Source organism: Parahalioglobus pacificus (assembly GCF_014652275.1).
Classification (GTDB): Bacteria; Pseudomonadota; Gammaproteobacteria; order Pseudomonadales; family Halieaceae; genus Parahalioglobus; species Parahalioglobus pacificus.
The window spans coordinates 1,330,527-1,351,478 of record NZ_BMYM01000001.1 but is presented as its reverse complement, the minus strand read 5'-3'; the positions used below and the strand labels follow the sequence as shown (position 1 = coordinate 1,351,478).

Below are 20,952 nucleotides of genomic sequence, written 5' to 3'. Positions count from 1 at the left end.
ACTTGGTCGGCAGTAAACAGGTAGGCCTGCCTCCCCGTTCAGGGCGCTATGGCAAAGCCGGAGCGCAGGCGTGCGCCGGGAGTGTTATCGGCGAGTTCTATTTTTCCGTCGAGGATAATCAAGCCCAGCGATGCAAAAAGCGCTCGGTAGTCTGGCAGGGTGGTTGATGATCGATACCTCTGATACTCAGCGGAAAAAACCGTGGTGCTTGTGAGTGCATCAAGGCGCTCGACCATTTGCGGTACGCTCATCGATTTGTCAGCACAACAGGCATTCAAATCCGTGAGCGAGGTATCCAGTGACTGGGCCCCGCCGGATTCCTGTCGCAGCCGGTGATCGATGTCGAGGAAGTAACGAACGCCGCTCCAATAAACCCGCATATAGCCGCCATTTTGTCGCAGGTTGCGACTGACGCGGGACAGCGGTATGCCATCAAAAGCGGTGTCCGCCAAGCCACGCTCAAATCCCTCATACAGCTTCTGCCACATCTGTTGCTCGGAGAGCTGGCCGGCACGGACTTGCAACAGGTTCTGGTAGTACGACGCCAGCCCTTCGCTAAACCACATATCTCCCCAGCCACGGTAGGGGATAAGCAGGTGGGCGAGCTCGTGATACCCCGTCCAGTTTGCATTAAGTTGCTCGGTGGAGGCGCCGGCCAGCACGTAGAAGGTGACGGTATCCACGGTGCCTCTGTTCACCTGCGCCCAGGGAATGACATCGCGACTGCTGTCGAGCTCCCGAGCATCGGCAGTGCCGATGGTATAAACACGCATGCGCCAGCGATCCCGGGGCCAGTGGCCATAAACCAGGGTCAGTGCATCTGCAACATGGTCAGCCCATCGGCGTATAGATGCCTGCGCATCCGCCGCATAAATCTGCAGCTCCAGTACTTGGCCATTCCGGTCTATCTCCACCGTGTTGGCGGCTGACGGTGCGCAGGGCGGTAGGCATAGCAGGGCAATAGCAAGCCAGCGACATCTTATGTGCGACATTGTCCGCTCTCGGGTCCACGGTTTCCTTCTGAAGTCACTGTCATTGTCTGTGTAATCCATGCCTCAATGATTAGCCAATGATCTTTGCTTGTTGCGCTGTTCTGGGACTCTGGTTTAATGCCCGCAAGAATTGTTCAGGAAATCTTGCATGTTTGCTTTGCTTGTTACGCTTGCTGTGTTGGTTGCGTTCAGTTTCATTTACCTGCGCGGGGAAAATCTCGACTACCTCGACAGTGGTAGTGTGCCGGCCCCCACCGGTGAACCCAGCCCTCAGCATGCGGACGTTGTTGCCAGCATGGGTGAGTTTGCCAGTCAGTCGCAGGGGCTGGGACGCAAGGAGCGGCTGCAGGCCATCCGCAACTATATGGACTCTATTGGTGATGACCGCGAATTCGCCAGTAAGTTCTCAGCCCAGAGCTCACCGGTTAAAGGTGAGTGGGTGATAGCGCCCGAGAGCGATCCAAAGCGCCGTATTCTCTATATCCACGGCGGCGCCTGGCTGGCAGGAAGCCCCAAAAGCCATCGGATTATTACAGACCGCCTGGCCAGACTGTGCAACGCGTCAGTGTTCTCGCTGGACTATCGACTACTGCCTGAACATACGCGAGCTCAGGGCATCGATGATTGCTATGCAGCATACCGTTGGATTTTGGAGACAGGACCTGAGGGGGAGGCTGAACTGGATTTCCTGATGGTTGCCGGCGATTCGGCTGGCGGCAGCCTCACACTGGCCACGGTAGCCTGGGCGCGTGATCAGGGATTGCGTGCCGCTGACGCGGCAGTAGCGTTCTCCCCCTCTACTGATGTCACGATGACTTCCCCGAGTCTGCGCTCGAACGTGAGCACCGACCCAATGCTGGGGCCGGGCTTTGGCAAGTTGCTTAAAGTGCCGCCGGTATTACTGTGGTGGGGCAGTTGGATAACCAACCGCATTCCGCCCAGCGACCCCCGAGTATCGCCCTTGCGCGGAGACCTTGCAGGCTTGCCGCCGATACTTATTCAGGCCAGTGAAGCCGAGATGTTATTTGACGATGCACGTCGCTACGCTGCCAAGGCCAAGGCTGCCGGTTCCAATGTGCAGCTGCAAACCTGGCCACACATGGTCCATGTGTGGCAGATCTTCAGCCCTGAGCTGCCCGAGGCGGAAGATGCCTTTGCCAAGATCGCCGTCTTTATCGATGCACTGGCGCCTGCCGAAGCGGGAGCGCACCCGTGAACGCGATTCGCTCCCTGATTGTTTTTTGCTGGATAGTCATTTCGGTGATTCCCCAGGGCATAGCCTTGGTGGTGTGCTCTCTTTTCCTGTCCTCCGACCGTCTGTGGTGGTGGTTCGCGGTTCCCTGGCTGCGCTCCGTCATTTGGATGGCCAAAGTCGTTGGCGGCGTCCGGTGGCGACTGCATGGCGAGGAAAACTTGCCAGACAAAGAAGATGGGCGCCGTGTGATTCTGTGCCCCAAGCACCAATCTACCTGGGAGACGTTCTTCTTCCCCAGCATGACCTCGCATCCTCTGGCCTACGTGTTCAAGAAAGAACTCCTGCGCATCCCCGTATTCGGGTGGGCGATTGGTAGTCTGGATATGATCCATATCGATCGCCGCAAGCGTGCCGAAGCCTGGACTAAGGTGGCGGACATGGGTGGGCCGCTCATGGACAGTGGCAAGTGGGTGATTATGTTCCCGGAGGGAACCCGGACAGAGCGGGGTAGCAAGGGGGCTTACAAGAGCGGTGCCACTCGGTTAGCTGTGCTGACGGAGGCCTGGGTGATACCTATTGCCCTCACTTCCGGACAATGCTGGCCGCGCCGCTCATTTTGGTTCATTCCCGGTGTGATTGACGTATCTATCGGTGAGCCCATTCACGCCGCGGGCAGAGAGCCGGACGAGCTGATGCGGGAAATGGAAACCTGGATCGAGGCAGAAATGCGCCGGCTGGACCCAGCGGCCTACACCTGAGCGTAGGCCCATGAGAAGGCGCTAACGACGCAGTTTGGTGCTCAGCACGATAGACGTCGTGGTCTTCTCAACGCCTTCGATTTCCCCAATACGATCCAGCACAGCGTCCATATCGCCGGTGGTGGCTGCCTCTACCTGCGTGACCAGGTCGTAAAGCCCGCTGACCGTCTGCAGGGTCGTAACTGCCTCAATGCCCATCAGCGCGTCTACGATGCGCGCCTGTTGTTTGGGACTCACCTGAATCATGACGTGAGCGGCTATCTGCCGGTCGGCATAGTCTTCGCGAAAGCGGATGGTGTAAGCCTCGATGACACCCTCGCGCTCCAGTCGATTAATGCGGTCCTGCACGGTAGTGCGCGATAGGCCCAGAGTTCGGCCCAGTGCACTGGTGCTGGTGCGACTATTGCTGCGCAGCGCGCTGATTAGTGCGCGGTCTGTAGTGTCCAGATTTTTCATTATGCTGATAGTTCCGTCATATTGACGGTTATGAATTATCAATCCGTCATTATGAATATTCAATATGACATGGCGCCTTCGTACACTAGGGGCCTGAGCGTCAGAACCCAAGGGACTCACAATAATGCCGATACCCTCTAGCCACGTAGCCGTTGTCAGTGCCGATCCGGCTTTTCTCGGAGCCTGGGTCGAAGGGCTCAACAGTGCCGCGCAAAGTGATCCCGCGGGGCAGGGCGGTAGCACATTGACCTTTATTGCTCACAACAGTGCTGAGTCGGTACTGGACTGTGCGGCCAGTGATGGTCTGTTACAGGCCATTGTCGTGGACGGTCTGCTGGGGGCGGATCTCGACGCCTTCCTACAACAGTTGCAGGCCTTGAGGGCTGAGCTGGATGTGTTCCTGGCGATGCCGGCCGATGCTGCGGACATTCACTCGAGTGTGGAACTACTGCACCGGGATGAGAGCAACTACAGTCAGCTTTTGCGCCACATTGGCAGCGCCATCGCAGAGCGCGGACGAACACCGTTTGCCGATACGCTGCGCGACTATGTCTACAGCGCCAAAGACGCCTGGCACACGCCGGGTCACTCGGGCGGTGACAGCCTTCGAGACAGCCCCTGGGTGGCCGAGTTCTACCACATGATGGGCGAGCACATCTTCAACACAGACCTGTCGGTGTCGGTACAGGTTCTCGATTCACTGCTGGAACCACACAGCGTGATCCAGGATGCCCAGGATTTGGCGGCGCGTGCCTTTGGTGCCAATCACACTTTCTTTGTGACCAATGGCACGTCCACCGCCAATAAAGTCATCGTTCAGCATTTGCTGGGCGGTGGTGGAAAAATCATTCTTGATCAGGCCTGCCACAAGTCCATCCATCACGCGGTCATTCTTTTCGGTGTTGAGCCCGTTTATCTGCAGGCCAGCTTGAAGCCAGAGTACGGTTTTTACGGGCCTGTGCCACGTCAGCGGATTCTTGAGGCCATAGACGCTCATCCCGACGCTGGGCTCTTGGTGCTCACTTCCTGCACTTACGACGGTTTTTACTACGACCTTGAGCCGATCATTGCCTACGCGCACGAGCGGGGAATTAAGGTGTTGGTGGATGAAGCCTGGTATGCGCATGGGCGATTCCATCCAGACCTTCGGCCTAACGCGCTGGACAGCGGTGCTGATTATGTGACCCAGAGTACGCATAAAATGCTGTCGGCATTTTCTCAGGCGAGCATGATCCATGTCGCAGATCCCGACTTCGATGAGCATCGCTTCCGCGAGCACCTCAATATGCACACATCCACCAGCCCGCAGTACGCCATGATTGCCAGCCTGGATGTGGCCCGTAAGCAGATGAGCATGGAGGGTTTTGCGCAGCTCTCTCGCTGCATAGACATCGCCCGCCGTTTGCGCGAGGCGATTGACGAAACAGGCATGTTCAGAGTTTTGTCGCTGGAGGATATGTTGCCGGGTGAGCTGGCGGATGACGGCATACGCTTAGATCCTACCAAGCTAAGTATTGATGTATCCGCATCAGGGCTGAATGCCCGCCAGGTACAGTTGGCGCTGTTTGAGGATTACGGCATTCAGTTGGAGAAGGTCACGCACAACACGCTGACTGTGCTGGTAACCCTCGGTACCACTGAGGGTAAAGTCATGCGCCTGGTAAACGCACTGCGAACGCTGGCGCGGGTTGCCGGGGCCGGCGATGAGTCGGGCCGTTTACCCCAGGCGCTGCCTCCGCTGAGTGCGATCGAGATTCTGCCTCGTACTGCTTATTTCGGCGCCGGCGATGCGGTACCGTTGTGCAGTGCCGATTACTCACTGAACCCGCGCATCATTGGCGCGCTCAGTGCCGAGCAAGTTGTTCCTTATCCGCCGGGCATCCCTGCGCTGGTGCCGGGGCAGGTGATCAGTCGTGAGATCGCCGCCTTCCTGCTGGACCTGTATCGCGCCAGTAACGGCATCGAGATACACGGCTTGCTCTGCGAGGATGATACTCCCTGTCTGCGGGTAGTTGCCGGTTCACAGCCAGCGGCAGTAACAGCGCTGGGCTGATTTCCTCCATGCCCCTTCTCTAGGCCCCGTAAGATGTAATAGTCTAGCGGGCCCGTCCGCGTGAGCGCGGACCGAGAATACTGAAGGAGCAAGTAACCCATGAGTGATGCCTACATTGTTGGCGCCGTGCGAAGCGCGGGCGGCCGTAAGAACGGACGTCTGTCTAAAGTTCACCCCATTGACCTTGGCGCCAAGGTTGTTGATGCGCTGGTAGAGCGCACCGGTGTTGCCGTGGATGAGATCGACGACCTGATTTGGGGCTGTGTGTCACAGGTGGGTGCCCAGTCCAGCAATGTGGGACGCAATGTCTGCCTGTCTTCCGTGTTGGGCGAGAAGGTGCCCGGCACGTCGGTCGACCGCCAGTGTGGCTCGGGCCAGCAGGCAATTCACTTTGCCGCCCAGGCCGTGATGTCAGGAACCCAGGACATTGTTATCGCAGGTGGCGTGGAGAGCATGTCCCAGGTGCCTATCGGCGCGAGCATTATCGATGGCGCCAAAGCCGATCACGGTGTGCCCTATGGCGCAGAGATTCAGGCCCGTTATCCGGGTGTTCAGTTTAACCAGTTCGCCGGTGCAGAGATGCTGGTCAAGAAGTACGAGCTGACCTCCGAAGAACTCAATGAGTTTGCGCTGGACAGCCATGTCAAAGCCAAGCAGGCCGTTGAAGAAGGGCGTTTTGATCGCGAGATCGTGCCTATCGAAATCGAGCTGGAAGACGGCACCCGCGAAATGCACAGCCAGGATGAGGGTATCCGTATGGATGCCACCCTGGGCGCGATATCGGGGCTGCAGCCCATGAGTGAGGACGGTGTGCTCACCGCCGCCAATGCATCGCAAATTTGTGATGGTGCAGCGGCTGTGATGGTCGTCAATGGTGAAACCTGCAAGCGCCTGGGGCTAAAGCCTATGGCCAAGATCGTGGCTCTTAGCGTCATCGGCTCCGACCCGGTCATTATGCTGGAAGGCCCTATCCCGGCCACCGAAAAGGTACTGGAGCGTGCAGGCCTGGATATGGGCGATATCGACCTGTTCGAAGTGAACGAAGCGTTTGGCTCAGTGCCCTTGTCCTGGGCAAAAGCGATGAAGGCCGATCTCAAGAAACTGAACGTGAACGGTGGTGCGCAGGCTTTGGGACATCCATTGGGGGGCACGGGCGCAAAGCTGATGACCACGCTGGTCCATGAGCTTCAACGCACGGGTAAGCGCTATGGTCTGCTGGCCATCTGTGAAGGCGGCGGCACGGCTAACGGCACCATCGTGGAACGCGTTGACGAGGTAGTCTGAGATGGCAATCCAATCCCGGTTGGTTGAGTACAGCTGCGACGGTGAGTTGTTTGAGGGCTACCTGGCCTGGGACGACAGTCGCAGTGCCGCACCTGCGGTGGCCGTCGCCCATACCTGGGCCGGTCGCGGCGAGTTCGAGGAGAGCAAGGCGAGAGCGCTGGCCGAGCAGGGCTATGTAGGCTTTGCCATCGATATGTACGGTAAGGGTGTGCGGGGTACATCCGTTGAGGAAAACACCGCGCTGATGACCCCGTTGGTGGAGAACCGCGCGGTGCTTCAGCAGCGAATTAACCGGGCTGTGGAAGTGCTACGAGAACAGCCGGGGGTCGATGCCGGTAAAACCGCGGCTATGGGCTTCTGCTTCGGCGGACTCTGTGTGCTGGATCTGGCGCGCTCTGGCAGCGATGTGCTCGGCGTTGTCTCGTTCCACGGACTGTTTAATGCGCCTGAGTCGCCGCCCAATCAGGCAATCACGGCTAAAGTGCTATGCCTGCACGGATACGATGACCCCATGGCACAGCCCGACAGCCTCCTGTCCCTTGCCTCTGAGATGAGTGAGGCGGGTGTAGACTGGCAAGTGCATGCCTATGGCAATACATTGCATGCCTTCACTAATCCTGAGGCGAACGATCCGGATATGGGTACCGTCTACAGTGCCGACGCCGATCGGCGTGCGTTTCAAGCCTTGGATAATTTCCTGACCGAACTCTTTTGATTCTCGGGCCGCACCCGCGGCCCAACTCCTCAAGGATTGTTAACCGATGAGTAATAACTCACCCGTTCTGGTGGCCGTGGGCCAGCAGGTTTATCGCGATAAAGATGCCAGCCGTAGCCTCGTTGATGCGTTGGTCGACGCCAGTGAGGCCGCCATCACGGATGCCAATTGCCCTGGCATTACTGAGGCCATAGATACGGTTGTGAATGTGCCGTTCATGATGGAAGCCGTGCCGGAAATGCGCGCGCTCACCACACCTAACGTTGCCTCGGCGCTTGCCGAACGGGTGGGCGTCTCTGCCCAACTGTTCACGGCGGGCGTCGGTGGCAGTCTGCCGCAATTCTTCGTGAACCGCTTTGCCGATAGACTGGTAAAGGGCGAGAGCGAGGTCGTATTGATCGCCGGCGCGGAATTACTGGCGACCATGTTCCATGCTTTTAGAACCGGTGCCGATGTCTCCCATTGGACTCAGGGAGGGACTCAGGCCTCTGTTTCGCTCGGGCAGAATTCCGACATGACCTTGCCGACAGAGGGCGATCACGGACTGTTTGAGCCTATCAACGTGTACCCGCTGTTTGAAAGCGCCATTCGGCATCACAAGGGTTTCACGCTGCAGCAGCAGCAAAGCGTGCTGGGCAGCATGGTGAGTCGTTTCAGCGAAGTTGCAGCAAACAATCCTTACGCCTGGCGGCAGCAGGCGCTCACGCCGGAGCAGGCGCTGAGCACTGACGACGGCAATCGTATGGTGGTGTACCCCTACACCAAGGCGATGAACGCCATATTGCAGGTGGATCAGTCTGCTGCAGTGATTATGACCACAGCAGGCAAGGCGCGCGAGTTGGGTATCGATCCATCGCAGATGGTCTATTTGCGTGGCGGCGCAGAAGCCAGGGATGCGGAATACGTGACAGGTCGCGTTAATTACTACAGCTCGCCCGCGCTTGAGCGTTTGATGCCGCAGGCTCTGGCTATGGCGGGCCTGAGTGTCGATGACATGCATCACTTTGATCTTTACAGCTGTTTTCCCTCGGCGGTTGAGGTGGCCTGCGACGCTCTGGGCATTGCTGTTGATGACCCGCGCGGCCTGACGCTGACCGGTGGCTTGTTCCAGTTTGGAGGGCCGGGAAACAACTACAGTATGCACGGTATCGCCGAGATGGTTGCCCGCCTGCGGGAGAGCGGCGAGGGCCATGGTCTGGTCAATGCCAATGGCGGCTACATTACCAAGCATGCCGTCGGCGTTTACTCCACAGAACCCGGCGCGTGGGATCTTTCGCGGCGAATCGACCGGCAGGCGGAGATTGATGCGCTGGACGCCCCGGCGTTAGCGTCTAATCCCCAGGGCCCTGGCGTTATCGAAGCGCACTCGGTTCGCTACGAGAAGGGTGAGCCTGCACTGGGTATCGTGATCGGCCGCCTCGACAGCGGCGAGCGCTTCCTGGCGCACACAGATAGCTCCCCAGAGGTTCTTGCGCAGTTGATTGGTGAAGACGCCGTGGGCGTTCGCGGACAGGTTTCTACTGGCGAGAAGGCCAATCGGTTCGAGTTCTGATGTCCTATGCTATGAGCAGGGAGAAATGCGTTACATCGACAATGTACTGCCCAGTCTGCACTGTCGTTCATTCCTAGCATTGAAGCAGATGGCGATGGAGCTAGCTTCGTCCAAATAGTGCAGTGCACCAGGCCAAACGTCCCTGCTCACGAACTTTCTCGTAGTAATCAATGAGCCGGAAGCCCGCGGTTTCCAGCTCTTGAGTAACTTCTGCAGCCGAAGATTGGCCCTGGTACATCCCGACAAAGTTAATCTCCACCAGGACATATTGAATACGTCCGTCTGTCAGAGACTTGTGAGCGCCTCGCAGCACCTCTAGATCAAAACCCTGCGTGTCAATTTTCAAGAGATCAACACTTATGATGCGCTCCTCAGCTAGGAAGCAGTCTACGGTGCTTAGTTGAACGTTTTCCCGGCCTACTTCAGAAACGTCGCGGAAGCGATTTTGATGCCCCGGATCCAAGGGCAGGAAAGAGCTCAGAACACTGCTTTTATAGTTGATGAACTCTCGTTCTGCCGGAGCACTTCCCAGAGCCAGGTTATGGAGTACGACTCGCCCGGCATAGGGTTTGCGTTGTAGCGTCTGGAACGTTTTTAGTGAGGGCTCAAAAGAATGAATCAACGGATTGCTGAAGGTGTCGAGTAAGGCATCTATCGTCTGGCCGACATTAGCTCCGACATCGATGCAAGTTGGTGTTTCACTCTTTACGAGATAAGCGATGTCGCTGAACAGGTCTATTCCGCCGACCCGGTTGAGTGGTGTTCTAATCACTCGGTAACCGAAGAGTGCGAGCGTACTGTTTATCAAGCGCTTCAACGTTGGTTTTAGCAAACTTTTTACATCCCTCTAGTGATCATTCTTAGGCGTGTCTGAGAGCCCCGACACTGCCGATCATAACCCATTCCGCTCAGATAATTGAAGGTGGCTCCGGGTGTTCGCCAATGGCTTGTATGGCGATAACCACAGTAACGCCTCATGTTTACGCAGTTATGGTAGGCGTTGAATCGTTGAGAGATTTCCGCATTACGTGTGCCTTGAAACCTACTTCCGAGCTGACTCCCATTTTATTTGTGAAGGAGCCTTTATTCGTTTTTTGAAAGCTAGGGAACCCCACGCTCGCGGTGGCGCGAACCGTTTAAAAAGTTAGTCCCCCCTGAACTTTGGGGCGGGCTGTCACGCGCGGTCAATTTTTTTAGGCCGGCGGGTCATTGCGAAGCCACGGCTGTGATTCCAATATCTCCGAACAATTAAAACCGGAGTGATACCGTGCGCATCTTTACCGAAGAGCAAACCATGTTTCGTCAGGCCTATCGCAAGTTTCTGGAGACAGAAGTTGCGCCGCACATGGCCGAATACAACGAAAAGGGCATCGTAGACCGTGAAATTTTCCGAAAAGCAGGGGAGCAGGGTTTCCTTATGGTGTGGCCGGAAGAGAAGTACGGTGGCCTGGGTGACAATGACTTCCGCTATGAGCAGATCATTATTGAAGAATCGGTGCGCGCTGGTATTGGGGGTTGGGGCAATACGCTGCACAGCCGCTTGATCGGTCCCTATTTTACAAAGCTGGGGACCGAAGAGCAGAAGCAGCGATGGCTGCCCAAGTGCGTATCTGGTGAAACGGTTCTGGCTGTCGCCATGACAGAGCCCGATGCGGGCAGTGACCTATCTGGTATGCGCAGCAACATCGTCGATGCCGGCGACCATTATGTATTGAACGGTGCAAAGACCTACATCAGTAACGGTATCAATGCAGATGTCGTCATCGTCGCCGCAAAGAATGACCCCGAGAATAATCCCTACGCTGTCACCCTGATGGTGGTGGAGCGGGGCATGGACGGGTTCGAACGCGGACGAAATCTCGAGAAGATGGGCGGTCACGCGCAGGATACGGCGGAGCTGTTTTTCAATGATGTGAAGGTGCCAAAGGAGAATGTTCTCGGCGAGGTTGGTAAGGGGTTTTATTACCTGATGCATGGCCTGGCAGAGGAGCGGCTTATCGTGGCCGTAGGCTCAACCGCGCATGCGCGCAAGGCTTTTGACGTTACCCGCGACTTTGTAATGCAGCGCAAAGTGTTCGGTAAGCCGTTATCCGCTATGCAGAACACGCAGTTCAAGATGGCGGAGATGGATGCCGAAATTGACGTTGTGCAGACCTACGTCGATCACTGCGTTTATCAGCATAACGACGGTAAGCTGGATGCCAACATGGCCGCCAAGGCCAAGTTGTTGTCCACGGAACTGGAGTGGAAGATGTTGGATCTGGGCGTGCAGTTACACGGCGGCGCCGGTTATATGCGTGAGTACCCGATCTGTGACATGTTCACCGGTGCTCGCATCAATCGCATCCTCGCCGGCAGCAACGAGATCATGAAGTACGTGATCGGCAGAGACATCTTCGATGACGCTTACAGCAGTATGCTGGACTAGCGAACTGTGCCGCGGTACTAATCGTACTGCGGCTCTTCCCACCAGGGATAAAACTCTGGCATGTCCTGTGACGGTTTGTCGTTGAAGTTAGCCGGCCGCTTCTCGAGGAAAGACATGACGCCTTCCTGAGCGTCGGCCTGTTTACCTCGAAAATAAACGCCGCGGGAATCCAGTTTGTGTGCCGCCATCGGGTGATCCTCACCCAGCATGCGCCACATCAGCTGGCGCGTCAGCGCAACAGACACTGGTGCCGTGTTTTCGGCTATCTCGTTGGCAATGGCATAAGCCGCCGGCAGCAACTGATCCTCAGGATAAACGGCTTTTACCAGGCCACCAGCCAGTGCCTCATCGGCGCCAAATACATGGCCGCGCATACACCACTCCAGGGCCTGGCTGATGCCCACCACTCTCGGTAAGAACCAACTGGAGGCCGCTTCCGGAACGATGCCGCGGCGGGCAAATACGAAGCCGAAGCGAGCCCGCTCTGATGCGAGCCGAATGTCCATCGGCAGTGTCATGGTAGCGCCGATGCCTACGGCGGCGCCGTTGATGGCGCCAATCACGGGTTTGGTGCACTGGAACAGTCGCAGCGTGACGCGCCCGCCGGTGTCGCGGGGCGCCGCTGTCGGATCTTGGGCGTTGTCCGGTTTTTCGTCATAGTCGAAGGTGCTGCTGCCTCCGCCCAGGTCTGCACCGGCGCAGAAAGCCTTGCCATTACCGGTAGTAACGATGGCCCGAATATCATCGTCTGCATCGGCGGCGTCGATTGCGGCCACCAACTCATGTGCCATCGGTGTTGTAAACGCATTCATGCGATCAGGCCGGTTCAGGCGCAGAGTAAGGATATGTCCTTCGACGTTGTATTCCAGTGTTTCAAAATTCATGGGGCAGCTGCCTATGCGGTGCTTGAGATCGTCAGTCTTGTGTGTAGGCGTTGATAACCTGCTTGCCAAGCGCCATCAGGTGCACTTGGTCGGGGCCATCTGCCTGGCGGCACCAGCGTGCGTAGTTGAACGCCTCTGCCATACAGTAGTCGGCAGTCAGCCCGCCGGCACCGTGTACCTGCATGCAGCGGTCGATGATGGTTTGCGCCATGATGGGCACTTTTACCTTGGCCGCTGCGATCATATCCCGGGCTGCCGGGGCTCCAACCTCATCCATGCGGTGGCAGGCTTTAAGCACTAGCATGCGCATCATTTCCAGTTCTGCAAAACTGTTTGCCAGGTCTTCACGCACCGATTGATGTTGGGACAATTCCTTACCAAAGGTGCTGCGTTCCTTGACGCGCTTGCAGGCCAGCTCCAGGCAGCGCTGGGTGGCGCCGATCAGGCGCATACAGTGATGCATACGACCGGGCCCTAATCGACCCTGGGCGATCTCAAAGCCTCGTCCTTCCCCTAAGAGAATATTTTCTGCGGGAACACGCACGTTCTCGAACACAAGCTCTGCATGCCCCAGCGGCGCATCGTCGTAGCCCAGCGTCGAAAGGGGGCGCAGAATTTTCAGGCCTGGTGTTCCTTTGGGCACAAGGATCTGGCTTTGCTGCAGGTGGCGGTTACTGTTGTCCGGATCTGATTTGCCCATGACGATGAAGATCTGTGTGCGTTCGTACATGGCGCCTGTAATAAACCATTTGCGGCCATTCAGAACGTACTCGTCGCCGTCTCGCTCGATACGCAGTTCAACATTGGTGGCATCCGATGACGCGACCTGTGGCTCTGTCATGGCGTAGGAAGAGCGGATCTCTCCCGCCAGCAAAGGGCGCAGCCACTGCTCCTGCTGTGCTTCAGTGCCGTACTTCATGAAAACTTCCATGTTGCCGGTGTCGGGCGCATTACAGTTGAAAGCTTCCGGGCACCACAGTACGCGTCCCATAATCTCAGCCAGCGGCGCGTAGTCGAAATTGCTCAGGCCTTCGGTGTCTCCGAACTGGGCCAGTGAAGGGGGAATGAACAGGTTCCACAACCCGGCCTCGCGCGAGAGCACCTTGAGTTCATCCATGATGGGCAGTGCGCCGAAACGATTTGATGCGGTGGCCAGCTGTTCCTCATAGCGGTGTTCGTTGGGATAGATATGCTGGTCCATGAACGCCGAGAGTCGGGCCTGGTAGTCGATGGAGGCGGGGCTGAATGTGTACACAGGTGTTCCTTAGTGAGCGTCCATGGTCATCAGGGAAGCATTGCCTCCAGCTGCCGTGGTATCTATTGATATTGTTTTTTCCAGTAGTGTCTGTCGCAGCAGTGCAGCCGGCGTGACGCAGCTGATCAGCGGCAGTATGGGCCCATCGCGCAGTGCCAGTTTTCTGGCGACATCGTGCAGGTAAACGCTCTGCGCATGAACCAGGACACCGGCGAGCGCTTCTTCCGACAGCGCGCTCGATGCATCTTTCAAGGAGAGCAGCGTAAACACACCGGACGGCAAGCGTGCATCTGCCAGGCAGCTGGCGATAATTGACCAAGGTGCTTGAAGCTCTTCGCCAGCGGCGAACGCCACGGTATTACCTGTCGCCAGCGCCGTCACCGTGGCCATCAGGTATTCGTCGTTCAATGCCAGCCGATCACTGATGGTGAGTAGCGCGCCTCTGGGCTCACGGCACAGTGAGTTGCTTTCGCCCGTGGGGCCGGGTAGATGCTCCGGTTGGGATAACAGGTCCTCGGCGTCCTGCAACTGTGCGCGCACCGCGTCCAGTGTGGCTTCAAAAACGGCCTGATTGTTGCCCGATTGACGCTGTGCATACAGTGCAATGGCGCTTCTTAGTATTGATAGCCGATCATTCAACGCCAGCGCAGCCCAGGCAGGCGCAGCGGCAATCGCATCGGCCAAAAGGGCTGTACCGCCTATATCCGATGTCACACTGGTTAGTGGCCGTTGTTGCGATGCATGAGTGGCTTCTTCGCCTGTTGTAAGCAGGCGGCCGATGTATTCAGGCCCCCCGGCCTTGGGGCCAGTGCCCGACAGCCCGTGACCCCCGAAGGGTTGCACGCCCACAACCGCGCCGATCATATTGCGGTTGATGTATACATTGCCGGCACTGATGCGAGAGGCAAGGGTAGTGGTGGTCCGTTCGATGCGACTGTGTACACCGAAGGTCAGGCCATACCCCAATGCATTGATTTGCGACACGATGTTATCCAGCTGGTCAGCGCTGTAACGAACAATGTGCACAATCGGCCCAAAGACCTCGCGTTCCAGCACAGAGATGTTACTGATTTCATACAGTCGCGGTGCAAAGAAGGTGCCTGATACATCCGTAGGCGCATCGCAGGCGTGCAGCAGGCGCCCCGTGGTTTCGAGGAACCGCAGGTGTTCCTGCAGTCGCGCCAGGGCGGGGTGGTTAATCACCGGTCCGACATCAGTGCCCAGCAGAGCAGGGTCGCCAATATGTAATTCCCGCATGGCACCGATGATCATGTCGATGACTTTGTCGGCGATGTCCTCCTGCAGGAAGAGCACGCGCAGCGCTGAACAGCGTTGGCCTGCACTTTGGAACCCAGAGGTGACGACGTCGTCCACGACTTGTTCGGGTAGCGCTGTGGAGTCGACGATCATGCAGTTTTGACCGCCCGTCTCGGCAATCAATGGCACGGGCGCGTCAGGTCTGGCGGCCAGTTTCTGATTCAGCCAATATCCAACTTCCGTGGAGCCGGTAAACATCACCGCTTTCACGCGGCCGTCCGGCACCAGTTGTTCGCCGGCCCGGGGTCCCTCGGCGAGTACGACCTCGACAACCCCATCGGGAAGTCCCTGATCGCGCAATAGCTCAATGGCCCTGAGTGCGATGAGGCTGGTGTGTTCGGCGGGCTTTGCAATTACCGTGTTGCCCGTCGCGAGCGCAGCAGTAACCTGGCCAAGGAAGATGGCAAGCGGGAAATTCCAGGGGCTAATGCACAGTACAACCCCGCGGGGCTGCAGTGCGTTCTTTGCCGGGTCCGCGGCTTGTGCACTGGCCCCGTAGTAACGGCAGAAGTCGACGGCTTCGCGCACTTCCGCAACGCCGTCGGCAATGGTTTTGCCTGCCTCCTTGCAGCAAAGGGCAATCAACTCTCCCTCATGTTCCTCCAGTGCGCTGGCCAGTCTATCCAGCAGTGCTCGCCGCTCACTAACAGGTGTGGTGCTCCATGCGGGAAAAGCCTGATGCGCACGCTGTAGTGCGGTCTCTATGTGCTCTGCGCTTGCCAGGTCTATCGTGCCGATGTGCTGTTCATGGTTGGCGGGGTTCAGAATACGCATTGGCGCGGTGCCATCGCTGTATTCCATTGGCAGGCGATCAATCAGCGCCTGCCCTTGAGTCTGAAGTTCGATGAGTGCGTTGGCGTCAGTTAGGTCGGTGCCGCGAGAGTTGCTGCGCTCTGCGCCAAACAACTGCGCGGGGAGTGGAATCTGCGGATTATGGGCCTTACTCCAGCTACGGGCGGCCTCTACCGGGTCGTCCAGCAGGGACTCCACAGGAATGTCCTCGTCGACAATATTGTTAACGAAGGAGCTATTGGCGCCGTTCTCCAGCAGGCGGCGCACCAGATAGGCCAGTAAGTCAGCGTGCACGCCTACGGGCGCATAGACACGGCAGGGCACTTTGTCCTGCGCTAACACCTGAGCATACAGCGCGTCGCCCATACCGTGCAGGCGTTGGAATTCGTAACCGCTTTTGTCGTCACTCATTTCAAGGATGCTGGCCACGGTGTAGGCGTTGTGCGTCGCAAACTGGGGGTAAATGCTGTCGCGGTAGTCCAGCAGTCGACGCGCGCAGGCCTGATAAGAGACGTCGGTGGAGGCTTTGCGGGTAAAGACAGGATAGTCAGCGAAGCCTTCCACCTGTGAGAGCTTAATCTCAGTGTCCCAGTAAGCGCCCTTAACCAGTCTGAGCATCATTTTTCGGCCAGAGCGCTGCGTAAGATCACGGGCCCATTCCACTACCTGCAGTGCCCGTTTCTGGTAGGCCTGAACGGCAATACCGAAGCCTTGCCAGTCGCCTAGGTCGGCGTCGGTGAATACCGCGGCAATCACCTCCAATGAGATCTCCAGCCTATCCGCTTCTTCAGCGTCCACGGTGAAGCCTATGTCGTAGTGCTTGGCCGCCATGGCCAGTGACTTGAGGCGGGGCACCAACTCTGACAGCACACGCTGGCGATGGCTGAATTCGTAGCGAGGATGGATGGCCGACAGCTTGACTGAGATACCTGGACTGGCGATGGGGCCACGACCATCGGCGGCCTTGCCGATCGCTTCGATGGCGCTCATGTAACTGTCGAAGTACCGCTCTGCGGTATCTGCGGTTCTGGCACCTTCACCCAGCATGTCATAGCTGTACCGGTAACCCTTGATCTCTTCGTCTCTGGCGCGATGCAGTGCTTCGCCGATGTTGGTGCCCATGACGAACTGGGTGCCCATGATCTGCATGGCGTAGCGAACCGAGGCGCGAATCACTGGTTCACCCACCCTGCCCATTGTCTTGCGCAGTAGGCCCAGTTGTTGGCGTTTCTGCTCATCGTTGTAGGTCACGACTTTGCCGGTCAGTAGCAAACCCCAGGCCGATGCATTCACGAACAGTGATTCCGAGTTCCCGAGGTGAGAGCTCCAGTCGCCGTCGGCCAGTTTGTCACGAATCAAGCGGTCCATGGTGAGGCTGTCGGGGACGCGCAGAAGTGCCTCCGCCAGGCACATGAGGACAACACCTTCCTCGGTCGACAGAGCGAACTCGTTTAATAAGGCATCGATACCTCCTTTGCCCACCTGCTGTGCACGTATCTCAACGACCAGTCGACGCGCGCGTTCCCAGGCGCGACTTCTGGCAGCGCTGCCAATATCGGCAACCGGCAGTAAACTCGCCAGCACGTCAGCCTCAGCGCCACGGTAGGCGTCGCGTCTTGCAAGGCTGTTGGTATCGGTGGTGGTTAGAGGGTGATCGACGAGATATGTCATGTTTGCGGATCGAGCAGCTGGAAACGAGTGGGATTGTAGCGATAGCTGGCACAGCTTGCACTGAGATCCGCCGCCGCTAAACGCTGGCGCAATCAGGCTTTAGCCGTTGAGCCGAGGGGAGGGAGGTTGCTTCATGCCTGTGTCTCTTCGAAGCGATTCTCTGCCACGTTCTTCACCACCCGGTCCGCGTCAAAAACGCGACCATTCATGGCGATATACACACCCGGCGCTGCACTTTGTACCGCGCCGATGGCACAGCCAATGTTAAAAATGGCATCGCTGTGCGCGAAGGCGGCCGGTTGCAGTGCACCGGTGAGTACAATGCGCTTTCCAGCAATGCCCTTGAGTGCCTGTGCGGTGCTTACCATGCCGTCGGTGCCGTGAGTGATGAGCACGTACTCCTCATCACAGCGCTCTGCTAGGGCACGAATCGTCGCGCGGTCTTCCTCATCCATATCCAGGCTGTCTTTGCGCATGGCGGATTCCACCGTGAACGGAAAGCCAACCTCCATGCGTTGCAGGAGTTCACCAATCACGGGTTCACCCACCTGATAATCGCTTTTGGCATCGAAATAGATCTTGTCGATGGTGCCGCCGGTGGTGATGACGTGAAGTCTCATGTTAGGTACTCCGTAGGTAGGCGGTGGAGTATAAAGCGCGATGCCGCAACGCGCAGCATCAGAGCGCAGCCTTCAGTGCCTTGCAATAGGTCTTTAAAATCTCAAGGCGTGCATAGTGCTTGCTGTTACCTGCAATCAGATGCCAGGGCGCTTGCGCTGTGCTGGTGTGACTGACCATGTCTTCCACAGCCTGTTCGTAGGCTGACCATTTGTCGCGATTGCGCCAGTCCTCGTCGGTGATTTTGTGTTGTTTGTGCGGTTGGGTCTCGCGGCTCTTGAAACGCAGTAATTGCTCTTCGGGGCTGATGTGTATCCAGAATTTCAACACGATTGAGCCATGATCCAGCAGTTGCTGCTCGAACTGGTTGATCTCGTGATAAGCCCGTTGCCACTCATCGGGCCTGGCAAACTCCTCCACGCGTTCGACCAATACGCGTCCGTACCAGGAGCGATCAAAAAGCGTTGCTATGCCATCACGCTCTATTTGACGCCAGAAGCGCCACAGATAGTGATGGTCGGCCTCTTCATCGGTGGGGGCGGCGAACTGGATAAGATGGTAGAGCCGTGGATCCATGGCCGTCGTAACGCGGCGAATGGCTGACCCTTTGCCTGCGGCATCCCACCCTTCGAAAACGGCGACTACTGAACGGCGCCGGTGAAAGGCCTGCCAGGACAGGTCCTGCAATTCACTTTGCAGTGTCGTCAGCTTTTCCTTGTACTTGTCTTTGGGGACCGCCTTGTCCAGGGGTACCTGGTCTAGCAGGGTGGGCTGACCAGCGCGGCTATCGGGTGTGGTGGCAATGCCTGTTCGCACGGGTGCGTCAGTGTTCGCGCGGCTCTCGAGCGATGCGAGGATGATCTGGTTTACCGTGGCATCGCGGTAATGGCGGTCTTCGGCTTCCACCAGGTGCCACGGGCTGTGGCTCACGTCCGTCGCCCTGATCAATTGTTCACTCGCAGTGAGCGCATCCGGGTACTGCTTCCACCAGGTATCCGCGTCTGCAGGCACTCTGGGATTCTGTTGTTTACGCGGAGCTTCCTCGGTGAGCTGCAGCCGCTGGGTTTTGCGACTGACATGCAACCAGATTTTGATCAGCAATACACCGTCGTCCGTGAGCATGCGCTCGAAGGCTTCGATATCTCGCAATATGTCGCCAAACTCGGCCTTGGACAGACGACCTTCCATCGCGTCGTACCACGGACGGGAGTACCAAGACTGCAAGAATATCCCCATGCGTCCCTTGCGAGGCATGCGGTTCCAGAAACGCCAAAAAAAGGGACGAGACTCCTCTTCATCGGAGTGCATCCAGAACGCTGAGGTTTCGATCAGCCTGGGGTCCATCCATTCATTAATGCGGTGAACAGCAGCCCCTTTCCCGGCGCCATCCATACCGCCGATGAGTACCAGGGCAGGGTAGGGTTGGTCCCGAAGCTTGAATTGCTCTGCCAGAAGGGCAGGGCGCAACTGTGATCTCAGTGTCTGAAAATCTTCGTTACTGAGTGCCTTGCCTGTCTCCAAAGCTTCAAACATTCCGGTTCTCTCCTGGCGTTTGTTCGGGTGCCACTGGGTGGGTCTATACTGTGGGTCACACCGATGAAGGGATTCAGCAATGGGTTTTTACGACAAGCACATCGTACCGCGCTTTATCAATTGCGCCTGTGGCACAAAGCCTATCATGAAGCAGCGCGAGAAGGTGGTGCCCAAGGCAGAGGGCGTGGTGTTGGAGATCGGCATTGGTACGGGGCTCAATCTGCCGTATTACGATGAGGCAAAGGTCGGGCGGGTTATCGGGCTGGACCCTTCACAGGAGTCCTGGGAACTCGCCGGCGAGCGCGCCAGGGCACTGGGTATCCCCATCGACTTTATTGGTCTCCCCGGCGAGCAGATTCCCCTGCAGGATGATTCTGTGGACTGTGTTCTGGTGACCTACTCCCTGTGTACCATCCCGGACCCTGTTGCCGCACTGGTGGGTATGTCACGGGTGTTGCGCCCCGGCGGCAAATTACTGTTCTGCGAACACGGTCTGGCACCGGATGCCGACGTGGTGAAATGGCAGGACAAGATTAATCCGGTGTGGCGTCGTATTGCGGGCGGCTGCAACCTGCACCGGGATATACCCACAATCCTAAAGTCTGGCGGCTTCGCTATTGGGGCGATGGAGCAGATGTACCTGCCTAGTACGCCCCGTTTTGCGGGTTACAACTATTGGGGTGATGCCACAGCCGTCTAAACGGCGTTTGGCAAAACGTAAAGCTCCACCCGCCGATTCTGCGCGCGTCCCGCTGCCGTGCCGTTGTCCGCGATGGGCTGGTCAAAGGACTGGCCCTGCACCAACAACCTCGACCGCAAGACTTCGCGCGTGACCAGATAATCAGCCACGCTGCCAGCACGCCGTTCAGACAGGGTCTGGTTGTACTGGCGACTGCCGGTGTTGTCGGTATGACCCGAGACGCGGATTGTGGTGTCGCCGTACTTGGCTAGCACTTCACCCACGGAATTCAGCACGGGGTAAAAGTCACTGCGCAGGTTATAGGAGTCAGTCTGGAAGGTGATATTGCCTGGCATCACGAGTCGTATGTTGTCGCCCTCGCGAACCACGCTGACGCCGGTACCCTGTAACTGCTCTCTGAGTTTGGCCTCCTGCACATCCATATAGGCACCGACGCCGGCACCCACAATGCCGCAGCCCAGAGCTGCATTGCGGGCGTGCTTGCCCGAATCGATTGCACCGACCAGAGCGCACACTGCGGCGGCGCTCGCGCCGTAAACAGCGGCCTTGCTGGTTTGTTGCTCGCCGGTGTAAGGGTTGGTGGTACAGGCGCTAATCAATGCCGCGGAGGCAAGAGTAATGATCAGTGGTGCGCGCATGGCTTTCTCCCTGTGCCAGTCATTTCATACGGGTTTCGACCACAGCAAAGGCGTTGCGTTCACTGTAGAAGAGAGTGATCACTACTATTGCTGCGCGACGCCCAAAAGTAC

17 protein-coding genes are annotated in these 20,952 nt (G+C 57.6%); 8 read left to right on the top strand and 9 right to left on the bottom strand.

All coding sequences use genetic code 11. The annotated features are described in order from the left end of the window. Window positions 1-38 precede the first annotated feature (38 nt). Entirely contained in the window at window positions 39-992 is a 954-nt protein-coding gene (locus tag IE089_RS06245) for a M61 family metallopeptidase (protein WP_189476306.1), read from the bottom strand. A 148-nt stretch (window positions 993-1,140) separates the two neighbouring features. On the opposite strand from IE089_RS06245, the gene IE089_RS06240 reads away from it, so the two are divergent. Both IE089_RS06240 and IE089_RS06235 read left to right on the top strand, forming a co-directional pair. Then, window positions 1,141-2,208, top strand: a complete 1,068-nt coding sequence (locus IE089_RS06240) for an alpha/beta hydrolase (protein ID WP_189476303.1) — start codon at window positions 1,141-1,143, stop codon at window positions 2,206-2,208. Continuing rightward, complete coding sequence (locus tag IE089_RS06235) at window positions 2,205-2,945, top strand: lysophospholipid acyltransferase family protein (RefSeq protein WP_189476300.1); 741 nt, start codon at window positions 2,205-2,207, stop codon at window positions 2,943-2,945. Before IE089_RS06240 ends, IE089_RS06235 begins: the two co-directional genes overlap by 4 nt. Window positions 2,946-2,966: 21 nt before the next feature. On the opposite strand, the gene IE089_RS06230 is transcribed toward IE089_RS06235, so the two are convergent. Then, on the bottom strand, window positions 2,967-3,401 hold the full coding sequence (locus IE089_RS06230) for an Lrp/AsnC family transcriptional regulator (protein WP_189476298.1): 435 nt from the start codon (window positions 3,399-3,401) through the stop codon (window positions 2,967-2,969). Window positions 3,402-3,525: 124 nt separating this feature from the next. Here IE089_RS06230 and IE089_RS06225 point away from each other — a divergent pair, with 124 nt between their 5' ends. The 4 genes from IE089_RS06225 to IE089_RS06210 all read left to right on the top strand — a co-directional run bounded on the left by IE089_RS06225 (window position 3,526) and on the right by IE089_RS06210 (window position 9,005). After that, window positions 3,526-5,454 carry an aminotransferase class I/II-fold pyridoxal phosphate-dependent enzyme gene (locus tag IE089_RS06225; RefSeq protein ID WP_189476295.1) on the top strand — a complete coding sequence of 643 codons (1,929 nt, stop codon included), beginning with the start codon at window positions 3,526-3,528 and terminating at the stop codon, window positions 5,452-5,454. A gap of 99 nt (window positions 5,455-5,553) precedes the next feature. Next, on the top strand, window positions 5,554-6,738 hold the full coding sequence (locus IE089_RS06220) for an acetyl-CoA C-acetyltransferase (protein ID WP_189476292.1): 1,185 nt from the start codon (window positions 5,554-5,556) through the stop codon (window positions 6,736-6,738). A gap of 1 nt (window position 6,739) precedes the next feature. Then, on the top strand, window positions 6,740-7,453 hold the full coding sequence (locus IE089_RS06215) for a dienelactone hydrolase family protein (protein ID WP_189476290.1): 714 nt from the start codon (window positions 6,740-6,742) through the stop codon (window positions 7,451-7,453). 46 nt (window positions 7,454-7,499) lie between these two features. After that, window positions 7,500-9,005 (top strand): acetyl-CoA acetyltransferase, encoded by a 1,506-nt coding sequence (locus tag IE089_RS06210; RefSeq protein WP_189476287.1) that lies wholly within the window; start codon window positions 7,500-7,502, stop codon window positions 9,003-9,005. A 100-nt stretch (window positions 9,006-9,105) separates the two neighbouring features. On the opposite strand, the gene IE089_RS06205 is transcribed toward IE089_RS06210, so the two are convergent. After that, window positions 9,106-9,837: an FkbM family methyltransferase gene (locus IE089_RS06205; RefSeq protein WP_189476284.1), complete on the bottom strand. Its 732-nt coding sequence runs from the start codon at window positions 9,835-9,837 to the stop codon at window positions 9,106-9,108. A 435-nt stretch (window positions 9,838-10,272) separates the two neighbouring features. Between IE089_RS06205 and IE089_RS06200 the strand changes: the two genes are divergently transcribed. Continuing rightward, the gene (locus IE089_RS06200) at window positions 10,273-11,433 is read left to right on the top strand and encodes an acyl-CoA dehydrogenase family protein (protein ID WP_268247980.1); all 1,161 of its coding nucleotides are present in this window, start codon (window positions 10,273-10,275) and stop codon (window positions 11,431-11,433) included. Window positions 11,434-11,450: 17 nt separating this feature from the next. Here IE089_RS06200 and IE089_RS06195 read toward each other — a convergent pair whose 3' ends face one another. The 5 genes from IE089_RS06195 to pap form a co-directional block, all read right to left on the bottom strand. After that, window positions 11,451-12,317 carry a crotonase/enoyl-CoA hydratase family protein gene (locus IE089_RS06195; RefSeq protein ID WP_189476281.1) on the bottom strand — a complete coding sequence of 289 codons (867 nt, stop codon included), beginning with the start codon at window positions 12,315-12,317 and terminating at the stop codon, window positions 11,451-11,453. A 31-nt stretch (window positions 12,318-12,348) separates the two neighbouring features. Next, complete coding sequence (locus IE089_RS06190) at window positions 12,349-13,572, bottom strand: acyl-CoA dehydrogenase family protein (RefSeq protein ID WP_189476278.1); 1,224 nt, start codon at window positions 13,570-13,572, stop codon at window positions 12,349-12,351. Window positions 13,573-13,581: 9 nt separating this feature from the next. Further along, window positions 13,582-17,352: a bifunctional proline dehydrogenase/L-glutamate gamma-semialdehyde dehydrogenase PutA gene (gene putA / locus IE089_RS06185; RefSeq protein ID WP_189476275.1), complete on the bottom strand. Its 3,771-nt coding sequence runs from the start codon at window positions 17,350-17,352 to the stop codon at window positions 13,582-13,584. A gap of 131 nt (window positions 17,353-17,483) precedes the next feature. Continuing rightward, window positions 17,484-17,972 carry an asparaginase domain-containing protein gene (locus IE089_RS06180; RefSeq protein WP_189476273.1) on the bottom strand — a complete coding sequence of 163 codons (489 nt, stop codon included), beginning with the start codon at window positions 17,970-17,972 and terminating at the stop codon, window positions 17,484-17,486. A 58-nt stretch (window positions 17,973-18,030) separates the two neighbouring features. Continuing rightward, entirely contained in the window at window positions 18,031-19,503 is a 1,473-nt protein-coding gene (gene pap, locus IE089_RS06175; protein ID WP_189476270.1) for a polyphosphate:AMP phosphotransferase, read from the bottom strand. Window positions 19,504-19,582: 79 nt separating this feature from the next. Here pap and IE089_RS06170 point away from each other — a divergent pair, with 79 nt between their 5' ends. Continuing rightward, window positions 19,583-20,203: a class I SAM-dependent methyltransferase gene (locus IE089_RS06170; protein ID WP_189476267.1), complete on the top strand. Its 621-nt coding sequence runs from the start codon at window positions 19,583-19,585 to the stop codon at window positions 20,201-20,203. Here the strand turns inward: IE089_RS06170 and IE089_RS06165 are convergent. Beyond that, window positions 20,200-20,841 (bottom strand): YiaD family glycine zipper/OmpA-like lipoprotein, encoded by a 642-nt coding sequence (locus IE089_RS06165; protein ID WP_189476264.1) that lies wholly within the window; start codon window positions 20,839-20,841, stop codon window positions 20,200-20,202. The genes IE089_RS06170 and IE089_RS06165 overlap by 4 nt on opposite strands. Between the last annotated feature and the right edge of the window lie 111 nt (window positions 20,842-20,952).

Coding starts and splice junctions, on each gene's coding strand:
- IE089_RS06245 (WP_189476306.1), bottom strand. CDS start 992: ATGTCGCACATAAGATGTCGCTGGCTTGCTATTGCCCTGCTATGCCTA.
- IE089_RS06240 (WP_189476303.1), top strand. CDS start 1,141: ATGTTTGCTTTGCTTGTTACGCTTGCTGTGTTGGTTGCGTTCAGTTTC.
- IE089_RS06230 (WP_189476298.1), bottom strand. CDS start 3,401: ATGAAAAATCTGGACACTACAGACCGCGCACTAATCAGCGCGCTGCGC.
- IE089_RS06225 (WP_189476295.1), top strand. CDS start 3,526: ATGCCGATACCCTCTAGCCACGTAGCCGTTGTCAGTGCCGATCCGGCT.
- IE089_RS06220 (WP_189476292.1), top strand. CDS start 5,554: ATGAGTGATGCCTACATTGTTGGCGCCGTGCGAAGCGCGGGCGGCCGT.
- IE089_RS06215 (WP_189476290.1), top strand. CDS start 6,740: ATGGCAATCCAATCCCGGTTGGTTGAGTACAGCTGCGACGGTGAGTTG.
- IE089_RS06210 (WP_189476287.1), top strand. CDS start 7,500: ATGAGTAATAACTCACCCGTTCTGGTGGCCGTGGGCCAGCAGGTTTAT.
- IE089_RS06195 (WP_189476281.1), bottom strand. CDS start 12,317: ATGAATTTTGAAACACTGGAATACAACGTCGAAGGACATATCCTTACT.
- putA (WP_189476275.1), bottom strand. CDS start 17,352: ATGACATATCTCGTCGATCACCCTCTAACCACCACCGATACCAACAGC.
- IE089_RS06180 (WP_189476273.1), bottom strand. CDS start 17,972: ATGAGACTTCACGTCATCACCACCGGCGGCACCATCGACAAGATCTAT.
- pap (WP_189476270.1), bottom strand. CDS start 19,503: ATGTTTGAAGCTTTGGAGACAGGCAAGGCACTCAGTAACGAAGATTTT.
- IE089_RS06170 (WP_189476267.1), top strand. CDS start 19,583: ATGGGTTTTTACGACAAGCACATCGTACCGCGCTTTATCAATTGCGCC.
- IE089_RS06165 (WP_189476264.1), bottom strand. CDS start 20,841: ATGCGCGCACCACTGATCATTACTCTTGCCTCCGCGGCATTGATTAGC.